Origin of the sequence: Acinetobacter sp. ABJ_C5_2, assembly GCF_044538485.1 — a bacterium.
Taxonomy (GTDB): Bacteria; Pseudomonadota; Gammaproteobacteria; order Pseudomonadales; family Moraxellaceae; genus Acinetobacter; species Acinetobacter nosocomialis_A.
This window is the reverse complement of record NZ_JBIUCS010000001.1, coordinates 202,407-214,858: the sequence shown is the minus strand read 5'-3', so window position 1 is coordinate 214,858 and position 12,452 is coordinate 202,407. Positions and strand designations below refer to the sequence as shown.

Here is a 12,452-nt window from a genome sequence, read left to right as displayed (position 1 = left end):
TGTTTTGGTGATAAAAGCAGCAAGTTTGCTTGATATTTTATGCTAAACCTGTATACCTTTAATCTTCAACCTTCGTTTTCTTTTGCTGGATATCAACAGTGACACAAAAACTTGATCAAGTGACAACTTCAACTTTATCACTCGCTAAAACAAACACCACAAACGTCACAATAAATGCATTTCCTTCAGCTTTTGAGCAACCTGATATAAAAATGACTTTGGATAAAACAGCCTTAAAACCCGAACAACTTACGCATATTCCAAATTTCGAAAATATCCCAGCTTCTACAAAACGTATAAAACCGCTTAATAACTTTTTAGGGCAAGACCGTGCCAAAGCTTCAGTAGAAGCAGGCATTTCTTTACCCTACTCTGGTTATAACATTTTTGCAGTAGGAACAGCAGGCTTGGGTAAACGCACCATGATTAAGCGTTTACTCCAACAACATGCGAAAACAATGCCTACTCCAGATGATTGGGTATATGTATATAATTTTAAGCAAGCACGCCAACCAATTGCTCTACGCTTCCCTGCTGGGCAAGGAACGAAGTTTCAGCATACTCTTCACCAAACTTGGCAAATTATTTTAAAACAGCTTGAGCGCCGTTTTAGTGCCGAGACTTACCATAACCGTATTGAGCGTATCCGTGAAGAAACTGGAGATGAACAACAACAAGCGCTGGTTGAGTTAACAAAAGAAGGCGAAGAGCTCGATTTAAAATTGATTTCTCGAAATGAGAAACATGGTTTTGTACCTGTACAAGTAAAAGATGATCAGGTGCAAGAACTGACTCAAACAGAAATTGATGCTTTAAATACCAAGCAGCGTGCTGAGATCGCAGCTAATGTTCGTTACATGGATAAAAAGCTCGAGCGTCTTGGTTTGCATTTAGGCGATTTAGAAGATGACGCACGTGACAAAGTGTCTGTGTTAAATCGAGACATCGCAACTCAAGTGGTTATGCCACGCATGGATTTGATTTTAAATAAATATGGCCAAGTCAAAGGCCTTGAAGATTATTTAAAACAGTATGCGCAAGATGTAATTGACAATGTTGAGCTCATTTTAGAGCAAGAAGAAGATGACTTTGCTCCAGCTATGTTCAATCGTGTGCCAGCACGCTATCAAGCCAATGTGATTGTCTCAAACAAACCAAACAGCGGTGCACCGGTTATTTTTGAAGATTTCCCAACGCACTACAACTTGCTTGGTCATGTAGAACAACTTACTCACAACGGCACAATTACCACAGATTTCACTCTCATTCGCCCCGGTGCTCTACATCAAGCGAATGGTGGTTTTTTAATGCTTGAGGCCGAGCAATTACTTGAACAGCCTTATGCATGGCAAGGTTTAAAGCGTGCTTTAAAATCAGGCCAACTCAAGCTGTCTTCTCTTGAACATATGTTGACGTTAACAGGCTCTATCTCGATAGAACCTGCTGCAGTTCCACTTGATATTAAAGTGGTCCTTATGGCGGAACCTGAAATTTATTATGAAATTTTAGAAGTAGAACCAGAGCTTGGTAGTGTATTTAAAATTCGTGCAGATTTTACCGATACATTACAACGTAATGACGAAAATGAACAAGCTTACATGCAGCTAATTGCTGACTATGTACAAGCGGATAAATTGCTTCCGTTTGATCGCAGTGCTTTAGCAGCTTTACTTACCGATTCAAGCCGTCAGGCAGAAGATCAAAGCTCGTTGTCGTTACATGCTTCAACTTTGGGTGACCTCATTCGCGAAGCGCATCATCATGCATTTAAAGCCAATGAAAAGATTGTAACCGACCAGCACATTAACCTTGCACTACAACATAGACAATATCGCTTAGGCTATTTAAGAGAGCTTTACTGGCAAGATCTGTCGCGTGGAACTCAGTTAATCGAAACTTCTGGTCATCGTTTAGGTCAAATCAATGCCCTCTCCGTCATTCACTATGCAGATGTTGAGTTTGGTTTACCTTCACGTTTGACTGCATCAGTTTATCAAGGTGGCGGCGATATTCTTGATATTGAGCGTAGTGTAGAACTTGGTGGTTCACTACATGCTAAAGGCGTGTTGCTCATGTCTAGCTTCTTGAAAGCTCACTTTGGCCGTGAACAGATTTTACATTTCTCTGCTGCGCTTGCATTTGAACAAAGTTATGGACAAGTGGACGGCGACAGTGCAACAGTTGCCGAGCTTTCTGCATTAATTTCAGCAATTAGCCAAATACCAATTGATCAATCATGGGCAATTACTGGCTCTATGAACCAGTTAGGTCAAGTTCAACCGATTGGTGGTGTAAATTCCAAAATTGAAGGCTTTTATGATGCGTGTAAATTACAAGGTTTAACTGGCAAACAAGGTGTCATTATTCCACGTCAAAACATGCAACATTTGATGTTACGTCAAGATGTGATTGATGCGGTGCAAAGTGGCCAATTCCATATCCATGCGATTGATACCATTGATCAAGCGCTTGAGATTTTAATGGCCCGCCCTGTCGGTACACTCGACAAAAAAGGTAAGTACAGTAAACACTCTATTTATGCTGCTGTAATGGAACAACTCGAATATTGGCAAGCCATTGAAGATGGTGCAGAAATTGAAGAGGAGCCAAAGAAGAAAAAGAAAAATAAGAAAAAAATCAAAAAGCATGAAGAGCTCACAGCTGATGATCTTCCACAAGAGACTCAAGAAGAAGTTGCGACTCTGAAGCAAAAATAACCTCAATAAAAAAGGGCTTGTAATGACAAGCCCTTTTTTATGAATAAGATAAAATTAGCGAACAATTTGCATGGCTCTTCCGCCTGCCAATTGGCTAAAGTACTGTTTAAGCGCTTCAACACAACGCTGAATCTTCATTGGCTGTTGATCGTGTTTTGCGATCTCTGCATATAAAGTGAAAGCTGGGAGTTTCCAATCTGGAAGGATTTCAATTAAAGAACCAGCCTTAAGTTCTTTTTGAGCATCTAAATATAAGATTCTGGCAATACCATGTCCCTGCTGACATAAGGCTTTAGCAACTTGCAAATTATTACTTTGCAAACGGCTTACCATCTCTATATGTAATTTTTCACCGGTTTTAGCATGTTGAAAACTAAAACTGCGTGATTCATTCATTGCATTGATGGAAAGCAATTCATGGTTGTTTAAATCATTCGGATGCAAAATCGGGCTTGATTGATTGAGATAGCTGGGAGAGGCTACCAAAATCTGATCAACAAACGCCATAGGAACTACAGTACTACTCTCTTCTACTGGTGTAGAACTCATGCGCACTGCAATATCAATTCGCTCTTCAATTAGGTCGATATAACGATGCCCCACTTCAAAATGAACAGATAAACCACGATGGGCAGACATCCAGTGAGATAACGCAGGAATAATGTGCTGAACTGCTAAATCAGGTGTAGTTGCTATACGCAAATCACCAATCAAGTCATCTCGCAATTCATTGATTCTGATTTTGCCTCTTTCTGCTGCTGCCAACATTTCTTGGCAACTTGAGAAAAAAGCCTGTCCAGCCTCTGTCAAACTAAGTTTTCGAGTAGAACGGTGTAATAAAATTACATCCATTTCATTTTCAAGAGAACGTATTTGCTGACTTACAGCACTTGTTGTAATGCCTAATTCACGTGCCGCACCACTAAATGAACTTTTTTCAACCACACAAGCAAAAACACCCATCGCACGAAGCTGATCTAACATAGGTTTCCTCAAATCTAATTCTAAATTTATAAAAAATGCTTATTGTTGTAATGAAAGCAACCAATTGCATTATACGAGGAAACCTATATTTATTGCATTAGCTAATTTGGTAAAAGATTTGCTGGATTGATTGGTTTACCGTCAAGGCGAATTTGGAACTCAAGCATGACACGAGAAGCCCCTGAAGACCCCATCTCAGCAATCTTTTGGCCCGCGGTTACATTATCTCCACTCTTCACCATCATCTTGCTATTGTGGGCATACGCACTGATATAGCCATCAATATGTTTAATCAAAACGAGATTACCATATTCTTTTAAACCATCGGCTGCGTATACAACTTGACCATCAGCTGCGGCATAAATCGGGTCACCTTGGTTACCACCGTAACGAATTCCTTTGACATTATTCGCCAAATTAAATCCTTGGATCACTGGACCACTATTTGGTTTCACCCAACGCAAGCTGGAACTTGGAACAGAGACACCCACTGTAGTATTGGTGGTTGGTGCAACCGTTCTTGGTGGCGGTGTAGTCACCGTCGTTTTTGGTGGAGTTGTTGTGGTTGTCGGTAATGCAATGGTTTGACGCTTAATTGGTTCTTGTTGCGCCATGACTTGTGTCGACACGGTTTTTGGTGAAGAAGATTTCTTCAATCGTAGTGATTGATTGACATAAATGCGATATGGCGGAGCAATATCATTCATCTCTGCAACACTGAGGTAGTCCAAACCATAACGCATTGCAATACCACTTAAAGTATCACCGGAACGGACGGTGTAATAGTTAGGAGCCATTGAATAGCGAGAACTATTATTAATTTGTGGTTTAGAAGCACACCCTGCCATTGCAACAGTGAAACCTACAGCTACAGACAACATCATAATTTTCATTATATTGTCTCTTTGAATATGCGATCTGCTTTGTTGCCCAGTTAAATGCATCGATCTCCCTCACTAAATGCTACAAATCATTTCGGCTAAGAGTACCAAAAAAGTAAGAGGAAACATGTTCCTCTTTTTCTTTATTCACAAAGTTATAACATTTGACCCAGATTATTAGCCCAGACTTGCCTGCAAATCTTCTAAAACCGCATAGTTTGTTGCATCCATCTGAATTGGGGTTACGCTTACAAAACCGTTTGCAACCGCAAAAAAGTCAGACTGAACTTGGCTGGCAATACGCTGTGGGTCCGTAACCGCTTCACCTGCTAGACCAATCCAGTAAACCTGTCTTCCTCTTGGGTCAACATGACTTGTGATTGGCTTAGACTGAGCACGGCGGCCTTGGTAAGTAATTTGAGTCCCTTTAAGCTGTGGCACATCCGGAATATTAATATTAAAAATATGTCGCGGCGGTAGCGCAGGTAAACCTTTGGCAATAAAGTCATGCACCCACTTGGCTGCTTGAGCATAATCATCTTTATGGTTGTATGAGCGTACATCCGATCCAGCCAAAGAAACCGCAATTGCTGGCTGTTTCATTAAGCGTCCTTCAAATGCAGCGCCGACTGTTCCTGAGTACAGAACGTCATCACCTAAGTTTGCGCCACTGTTGATTCCACTCACCACCAAGTCAAATTCGAAATCAAATAATCCATTCATGGATAAATAGACGCAATCAGCTGGTGTTCCATTGACTGCCCATACATCTTCAGCAATTTGAATAGGACGTAACGGACGATCTAGCGTTAACGCACTCGAAAATCCACTTCTTTCACTTTCTGGAGCTACCACGACAACACGGCCTAGTGGTTTTAACGCTTCAGCTAAAGCTTGTATACCTGGTGCAAATACACCGTCATCATTGGCAATTAGAATATTCACAAAAAATCTTTCTCGACAAATAAACCCGAAGGTTTTCTCAATTGAATTATTTGTTGAATTATATATATTTATGCCTCCATAGCATTATAAAATTGTGAAAAAATGAAAACTTTCGCTCCTTTTTTTCAAGTATTGGGGATCAGTATCACATTGTGTACGCAAACGGTTTTTGCTGATGAGGGTATCTCGACACAAGAAGCTGACAGCTTAATTAAAGATGACATTGCATCTACTCAAGTTTTACAAGAAATTTGCCCGACTTTTGTTGGCGCAAATAAAAATCTTGAAACCAATACTAAAAAGATTATTGCGATGTACCTCGGCGGTTATTCCAATAAAGCAATTACCTTCTCTGCACTGCAAAATGATGCAGAGTATAAAACTTTATTAAATGAAGCTCGCCAAGCTGCAAAAGAAATGGATCATCATGAGCAACATGAACTTTGTGAAGAAGTTGTAAATTACAAAGACTAAGCTTAATTCGTTCAATACGCTTTTCTTTGGAGGGTTTTCTGTTTATGTAAAGCAGAAAACCTACATAACAATACATTTTTTCCATTTTTTTAGCGTTTAAATTGTTTAAGCTATCGGCATATTTCAAATTTTTGTTTCAGGTTATCCATGTTTATGAAAAAAAGCTTAGTTCAATCACTTTCTGTTGTTTTACTCATGACAATGGCAACAGTGGGTTATGCTGCTGACAAGAAAAAAACAGCTGAAAAGAAAACTGAAAATGAAAATGTTGTTGAAGTTACACCGACCAAAGGTACTACACCGGAAGAATTAGCAGCAATTCAAGTACTTTCTGAAATTTGCCCAAGTTTGATTGGTAAAAAAGATGCAGAATTTGCTCAAGGTTATGAGCGTCTTGTTAAAGACTATTTACCAAATGAAGCAGATCCAGTTGCAGCTTTAGAAAAACGTACTAAAGACAAAAGTTTCAAGAAAGTCTTAAAAGAAGCACGTAATGATGCAAAAGCTGCTGGTAACGAGCAAAATACGTTAGTTTGTCAAGACGTAAAAGCTTATCAATCGCAAAACTAAATTAGTTAAAAACTCTCTAGTTACAATACTGTTTGAAAAAGCCGACTTCCCCCATAGAAGTCGGCTTTGCTTTGTCCTAAAATGCTAGGCTCTTCTGCTTCACACAAGATATTGGAATTACCTAGAATGACTCGAAAAAGCGCTATTGCTGCACTCCTCCTCTTACCAAGTTTTTCTTATGCAGCAACTGTCTTATCAGCTCCGCCAGAATTAAATAATAAGTCTTATGTATTAATGGATTACGAGACAGGACAAATTCTCGCTTCTAAAAATGAAAATGAAAAGCTTGCTCCTGCTTCTATGACTAAAATGATGACAAGCTACATCATTGAACAAAAATTATTAAAAGGTGAACTTACCGAGAACGAAAAGGTTCGTATGAACGAATCAGCTTGGTGTAAAGGAAGCAGCGCTGAATCATGTATGTATGTACCATTAAATGGCACAGCAACTGTTTTAGAAATGCTTCGAGGTATTATCATTCAGTCTGGTAATGATGCATCAAAAGCAATGGCTGAACACATTGCCGGAAATGAAGGTACTTTTGCTCACCTGATGAATCAGGAAGCAAAACGTATTGGTATGACAAATACCCAATTTATGAACTCTACAGGCTTACCTGCTGAAGGTCATTATTCAACTGCAAAAGATATGGCAGTTTTAGCTCAGCATATTATTAAAGATAGCTCAAGATACTATCCAATTTACTCTGAGAAAGAATTTACATTTAACGGTATCAAGCAAGGTAACCGTAATGCTTTACTTTACACTGACCCAAGTGTTGATGGTTTAAAAACAGGCCATACAGATGAAGCTGGTTACTGCTTAACGACTTCGAGTAAACGTGGTCCAATGCGTTTAATCTCAGTGATTTTCGGTACCGACAGCGTTAATGAACGTGCTAATCAAACTCGTTCATTGTTGTCTTGGGGCTTTGCGAACTTTGAAACTGCAAATGTTCAACCTGCAAACCAAGTTCTTGCAAAAGCGAAAGTATGGTTCGGTAAAGAAAATGAAGTTCAAATTGGTTTAGCAGAGAACTTTAACGTTACTATGCCTAAAGGCAAAGCTGGCGGCATTAAGACTCAATTAGTTGTACAACCAAACCTTAATGCACCTCTACAAAAAGGCCAAGTGGTGGGTAAACTTGTTGCAAGTTTAGATGGCAAAGTCATTGCTGAAAAACCTCTTGTTGCATTAAAACCAGTTGAAGAAGCAAGTTTCTTCGCACGTATGATTGACCATATCAAACAATTCTTCAGCAACTTATTCTAAGTTTAGAGTAGTTGGATTAAGCACTCATGCTATTAGCTTGAGTGCTTTTTTATTTTATAATTCGATTAAATTTTATTTTGATGCTTCTCATGACAAAAAACATCCGTCCTTATTTAGATCATCATCCACAAATTGATCCAAGCTGTTACATTGATGAAATGTCAGTGGTTGTTGGTGATGTTAAATTGGCCGAAAATGTTTCGGTTTGGCCTTTTGCAGTCATTCGCGGAGATGTAAATAGCATTCAAATTGGTAAAAACAGTAATGTACAAGACCACTGTATGTTACATGTGAGCCATAAAAATGATGCGAAACCCAATGGTTCACCTCTTATTATTGGTGAAGATGTGACAGTAGGTCATCATGTTACTTTACATGGCTGTACGATTGGCAACCGCGTACTAGTCGGAATTAATACCGTCATTTTAGATGATGTCGTTATTGAAGATGATGTAATGATTGGTGCGGGCAGTTTAGTTCCACCTCGTAAAGTCTTAAAAAGTGGTTATCTATATGTTGGAAGCCCTGTACAGCAAGTACGTCCTCTAACTGAAAAAGAATTGGCATTTTTACCTTATTCAGCAAGACATTATGTAAAAGTGCAAAATAACCATAAAGATAACCAAACAAATTAAAAACGTAGTTAGTTTTTCAAACGATAGAGTTTTTAGAGTGCTCTATCGTTTGTAAGATCACCGTAGCCAAAAACCCCTAAATTTCGTATCATACGACTTTTAAATTCATGGTGCTTTTTTATGGCCGCATGGACTCCTCATGTCACTGTCGCTACAGTCGTAGAAAAAGATGGACGCTATCTTTTTGTCGAAGAACATAGCGAAGGTTTTGTACACACTGTGTTTAATCAACCTGCTGGTCATGTGGAATGTGGTGAAACGCTAACAGAAGCTGCTATTCGTGAAACACTTGAAGAAACGGGTCATCATGTTGAGATAGATGCCTTACTTGGTATTTATACATATACCCCACCCATGTTTCCGGACCGTACTTACTATCGCTTCTGCTTTTTAGCACATGTCACTCAAGTCGAAAGCGACCCTAAACTTGATACAGGTATTGTTTCTGCTGTCTGGATGACTCTAGATGAGCTTCAAGAATCTGCCCGTGCTCGTAGTCCTTTAGTCATTAAAGCCATTGAAGATGCTATAAAAGGCCACCATTATCCTTTAGCTCTTATTTATGAGCACCCTTTCTCTCCCTCATTAACTTCTCATTTGGATGCCTAGTCCTATGCAACAACGTGTCATCGTCGGTATGTCTGGTGGCGTAGATTCATCTGTTTCTGCGGCACTCTTACTTCAACAGGGTTATCAAGTTGAAGGTCTTTTCATGAAAAACTGGGAGGAAGATGACGGCACGGAATACTGTACAGCAATGGAAGATTTAGCCGATGCTCAAGCAGTAGCTGATAAAATCGGTATTAAACTCCATACTGCAAACTTTGCTATGGAATATTGGGATCGTGTATTCGAACACTTCTTGGCTGAATATGCAGCGGGTCGCACCCCAAACCCAGATATCTTGTGTAATAAAGAAATTAAGTTTCGTGCATTTTTAGACCATGCCATGACTTTAGGTGCAGATTTCATTGCAACAGGTCACTATGCTCGTCGTGCTGAAACTGCTTACAACTCTAAAGGTGAAGCATATGCACCTTTATTACGTGGTTTAGATAACAACAAAGACCAAACCTATTTTTTACATGCAGTGCATGGGCGTGAAATTAATAAAACCCTCTTCCCTGTAGGCGAAATTGAAAAACCGGAAGTTCGTAGAATTGCTGAAGAACTGGACTTAGCAACTGCGAAGAAAAAAGATTCAACTGGTATATGTTTTATCGGTGAACGCCGTTTTAATGACTTCCTTAAACAATATTTACCCGCTCAACCAGGTAAAATTGTATTGGATAACGGTAAAGAAGTTGGTGAACATCACGGTCTGATGTACTATACGCTCGGTCAGCGTGGTGGTATTGGTCTAGGCGGTATGAAAGGTGCAGCAGAAGGTGCATGGTTTGTACTTCATAAAGACGTTGCCAATAACCGTTTAGTTGTAGGCCAAGGACATGAACACCCACTGATGCAAAGTACACAGCTTTGGAGTGAGTCCATTGACTGGGTAGCAGGTGAACAACATATTCCGGCTGAAGGATTACGTTGTACCGCTAAAACACGCTACCGCCAGCCTGATCAGGCTTGCACAGTGTTTATTGATGAAAATAGTGAACACGGTATTCGTGTTGAGTTTGATGAACCTCAACGCGCAGTTACACCGGGTCAAAGTGTTGTATTTTATTCAGATGAAGTTTGCCTAGGCGGGGGTGTGATTCACCATACAAATGCCCCTACACCAAATTTTATTTAAGGGAATGAGTGGCATGGTGGAGTTACCCTTTCAACAATCACAAGCTTTGAATGTTCGCCAAAACCGTGCCCTTGCTTTGGCTGGGGTATTCCAAGCGACCCAGCTTACACATATGACTGCTATGACAGGTCAGCAAAGTATTGGTGAAAGTGGTAACTTCTATTTTGAGTTATTAATAAAGGCGAGTTTAAATATTCGCCCGACAACAAATAATAATACCGTCCAGACTTTAGATTTTTTTAATCAACTGGCTGATATTTCGTTAGGTCTTAAAACACTCGAAAATTGTATTACCCAGCCTTTTACCAATGCGCCTAAGTCTCGTTTACCTAAAATGCGTAGTGCAAAGCTTCCTATGTCTTACGCAATGTCACTTTTGCAATTAGAAAAGAAGGTCTATAGCAATCCTGAATATGTGGCGATTATTGAAAAAGCGCAGCAGAAGATTTTAAAACAGCTTTCTTTTTTCGATAATAACTATTTACACCCAAGTATTTTAGCCAATTTGGCGCAAACCTATGTTGATACTGCTGGGCAAATTAATCCACGCATTTTAGTTCGTGGTAATGCTGAGGCATTTAAAGATACCAACCATACCAACCGTATTCGTGCTTGTCTGTTTACAGGGCTACAAATGGCTCATTTATGGCGACAACTCGGCGGTAGTTCATGGAACATGATTTTTAGCAAACGTAAATTGCTACAGGATATTCAAGCACTTGCTCGCTTACAGTACCAAGTTATCTAAGTCTGTAACGAGATTATTTTTGTTTTATGTTTATTCCAGCATTAAGGAATCGTTATGAACGCTTTAACCGCACTATCACCATTAGATGGACGTTATGCCAGCAAATGTGATGCGCTACGCCCTTTTCTTTCTGAGTTTGGTTTAATTCATGCTCGTGTCACTGTAGAAGTGCGTTGGTTACAAGCGCTTTCTAACCGTCCAGAAATTATTGAAGTTGCTCCTTTCTCAGCTGAAACAAATGCAGCTCTAGATGCAATCGTAAGCAACTTCTCTGAAGAAGATGCGAATCGCATTAAAGAAATTGAACGTACAACTAACCATGACGTAAAAGCAGTTGAATATTTCTTGAAAGAGAAAATTGCTGGTATTGCTGAATTACAAAATGCGGGTGAGTTCATTCACTTCGCTTGTACATCAGAAGACATCAACAACTTGTCTCATGCGCTTATGCTTAAAAACGGTCGTGAAGTTTTAGTATCAAGCATGAAGCAAATTTTAAATGCAATTTCTGCTTTAGCAACGACTCATGCTGAACAACCGATGTTGTCTCGTACACATGGTCAAACTGCTAGCCCAACAACTTTGGGTAAAGAAATGGCAAACGTTGCGTATCGTTTAGCTCGTCAAATCAAACAGTTTGAAAATGTTGAGTTACTCGGCAAAATCAATGGTGCGGTAGGTAACTACAATGCTCACCTTTCTGCTTATCCAGATGTTGACTGGGCTGCTCACGCACAAGCTTTTGTTGAATCTTTAGGTTTAACATTTAACCCATACACAACTCAAATCGAGCCACACGACTACATGGCTGAGTTGTTTGATGCATTACGTCGTTACAATACAATTTTGATCGACTTTAACCGCGACGTATGGGGTTATATCTCTTTAGGTTACTTCAAGCAAAAACTTAAAGAAGGCGAAGTTGGTTCTTCAACTATGCCACACAAAGTTAACCCAATTGACTTTGAAAACTCTGAAGGTAACTTAGGCATTGCAAATGCAGTGTTGGCTCACTTAGGCGAAAAATTACCAATTTCTCGCTGGCAGCGTGACTTAACTGACTCAACTGTACTTCGCAACATGGGTGTTGGTTTTGCTCAAAGCTTAATTGCTTTTGATGCTTGCTTAAAAGGTGTTGGTAAACTTGAGCTTAACGCAAATCGTTTAAATGAAGATCTTGACCAAGCTCAAGAAGTTCTTGCAGAGCCAATTCAAACAGTTATGCGTCGTTACAACATTGAAAAACCATATGAGAAGTTAAAAGCTTTAACTCGTGGTCAAGCAATGACTCGCGACATGATGGTTGATTTCGTAAATGGTAACGAACTTGCTCAAGTACCAAGCGAAGAGCGTGCTCGTTTAGCTGAGCTTACTCCTGCAACTTATACGGGTAACGCAGCTGAACAAGCAAAACAAATTAATGAATTAATTAGTAAAATCTAATTAAAAAGTTAATCAAAAGCGAAGCCTAGGCTT

At 39.6% G+C, this 12,452-nt stretch carries 12 protein-coding genes; 9 read left to right on the top strand and 3 right to left on the bottom strand.

Annotation, left to right across the window (positions count from 1 at the left end):
- The first annotated feature begins 98 nt into the window (after window positions 1-98).
- A complete protein-coding gene (locus ACH8JV_RS01020) occupies window positions 99-2,717 on the top strand; it encodes a Lon protease family protein (RefSeq protein ID WP_396519233.1) in 2,619 nt (872 codons plus the stop codon).
- A gap of 54 nt (window positions 2,718-2,771) precedes the next feature.
- On the opposite strand, the gene ACH8JV_RS01015 is transcribed toward ACH8JV_RS01020, so the two are convergent.
- The 3 genes from ACH8JV_RS01015 to surE all read right to left on the bottom strand — a co-directional run bounded on the left by ACH8JV_RS01015 (window position 2,772) and on the right by surE (window position 5,527).
- Window positions 2,772-3,701 carry a LysR family transcriptional regulator gene (locus ACH8JV_RS01015; protein WP_263614299.1) on the bottom strand — a complete coding sequence of 310 codons (930 nt, stop codon included), beginning with the start codon at window positions 3,699-3,701 and terminating at the stop codon, window positions 2,772-2,774.
- A 101-nt stretch (window positions 3,702-3,802) separates the two neighbouring features.
- A complete protein-coding gene (locus tag ACH8JV_RS01010) occupies window positions 3,803-4,645 on the bottom strand; it encodes a peptidoglycan DD-metalloendopeptidase family protein (protein WP_311069369.1) in 843 nt (280 codons plus the stop codon).
- 114 nt (window positions 4,646-4,759) lie between these two features.
- Window positions 4,760-5,527, bottom strand: a complete 768-nt coding sequence (gene surE / locus ACH8JV_RS01005; RefSeq protein WP_174724179.1) for a 5'/3'-nucleotidase SurE — start codon at window positions 5,525-5,527, stop codon at window positions 4,760-4,762.
- 102 nt (window positions 5,528-5,629) lie between these two features.
- On the opposite strand from surE, the gene ACH8JV_RS01000 reads away from it, so the two are divergent.
- From ACH8JV_RS01000 to purB, 8 genes are all read left to right on the top strand, one after another.
- Window positions 5,630-6,001 (top strand): MCR_0457 family protein, encoded by a 372-nt coding sequence (locus ACH8JV_RS01000; protein WP_263614301.1) that lies wholly within the window; start codon window positions 5,630-5,632, stop codon window positions 5,999-6,001.
- 147 nt (window positions 6,002-6,148) lie between these two features.
- Window positions 6,149-6,571 carry an MCR_0457 family protein gene (locus tag ACH8JV_RS00995; RefSeq protein ID WP_263614302.1) on the top strand — a complete coding sequence of 141 codons (423 nt, stop codon included), beginning with the start codon at window positions 6,149-6,151 and terminating at the stop codon, window positions 6,569-6,571.
- Window positions 6,572-6,697: 126 nt separating this feature from the next.
- Window positions 6,698-7,846, top strand: a complete 1,149-nt coding sequence (gene dacC, locus ACH8JV_RS00990; RefSeq protein ID WP_174722975.1) for a D-alanyl-D-alanine carboxypeptidase PBP5/6 — start codon at window positions 6,698-6,700, stop codon at window positions 7,844-7,846.
- Between the two features lie 89 nt (window positions 7,847-7,935).
- Window positions 7,936-8,481, top strand: a complete 546-nt coding sequence (locus tag ACH8JV_RS00985) for a gamma carbonic anhydrase family protein (protein WP_004707665.1) — start codon at window positions 7,936-7,938, stop codon at window positions 8,479-8,481.
- A 120-nt stretch (window positions 8,482-8,601) separates the two neighbouring features.
- Window positions 8,602-9,090, top strand: a complete 489-nt coding sequence (locus ACH8JV_RS00980) for an NUDIX hydrolase (protein ID WP_174722977.1) — start codon at window positions 8,602-8,604, stop codon at window positions 9,088-9,090.
- Window positions 9,091-9,094: 4 nt separating this feature from the next.
- Window positions 9,095-10,228 carry a tRNA 2-thiouridine(34) synthase MnmA gene (mnmA, locus tag ACH8JV_RS00975; protein WP_031981789.1) on the top strand — a complete coding sequence of 378 codons (1,134 nt, stop codon included), beginning with the start codon at window positions 9,095-9,097 and terminating at the stop codon, window positions 10,226-10,228.
- Between the two features lie 13 nt (window positions 10,229-10,241).
- Window positions 10,242-10,976 carry a high frequency lysogenization protein HflD gene (gene hflD / locus ACH8JV_RS00970; RefSeq protein WP_000229973.1) on the top strand — a complete coding sequence of 245 codons (735 nt, stop codon included), beginning with the start codon at window positions 10,242-10,244 and terminating at the stop codon, window positions 10,974-10,976.
- A gap of 54 nt (window positions 10,977-11,030) precedes the next feature.
- Complete coding sequence (gene purB, locus ACH8JV_RS00965; RefSeq protein WP_077169540.1) at window positions 11,031-12,419, top strand: adenylosuccinate lyase; 1,389 nt, start codon at window positions 11,031-11,033, stop codon at window positions 12,417-12,419.
- Window positions 12,420-12,452: the final 33 nt, after the last annotated feature.

What these genes read in the sequence shown, in the direction of transcription:
- hflD (WP_000229973.1), top strand. Translation starts at nt 10,242, where the DNA reads ATGGTGGAGTTACCCTTTCAACAATCACAAGCTTTGAATGTTCGCCAA.
- purB (WP_077169540.1), top strand. Translation starts at nt 11,031, where the DNA reads ATGAACGCTTTAACCGCACTATCACCATTAGATGGACGTTATGCCAGC.
- mnmA (WP_031981789.1), top strand. Translation starts at nt 9,095, where the DNA reads ATGCAACAACGTGTCATCGTCGGTATGTCTGGTGGCGTAGATTCATCT.
- dacC (WP_174722975.1), top strand. Translation starts at nt 6,698, where the DNA reads ATGACTCGAAAAAGCGCTATTGCTGCACTCCTCCTCTTACCAAGTTTT.
- ACH8JV_RS01000 (WP_263614301.1), top strand. Translation starts at nt 5,630, where the DNA reads ATGAAAACTTTCGCTCCTTTTTTTCAAGTATTGGGGATCAGTATCACA.
- ACH8JV_RS00985 (WP_004707665.1), top strand. Translation starts at nt 7,936, where the DNA reads ATGACAAAAAACATCCGTCCTTATTTAGATCATCATCCACAAATTGAT.
- ACH8JV_RS00995 (WP_263614302.1), top strand. Translation starts at nt 6,149, where the DNA reads ATGTTTATGAAAAAAAGCTTAGTTCAATCACTTTCTGTTGTTTTACTC.
- ACH8JV_RS00980 (WP_174722977.1), top strand. Translation starts at nt 8,602, where the DNA reads ATGGCCGCATGGACTCCTCATGTCACTGTCGCTACAGTCGTAGAAAAA.
- ACH8JV_RS01015 (WP_263614299.1), bottom strand. Translation starts at nt 3,701, where the DNA reads ATGTTAGATCAGCTTCGTGCGATGGGTGTTTTTGCTTGTGTGGTTGAA.
- ACH8JV_RS01010 (WP_311069369.1), bottom strand. Translation starts at nt 4,645, where the DNA reads ATGCATTTAACTGGGCAACAAAGCAGATCGCATATTCAAAGAGACAAT.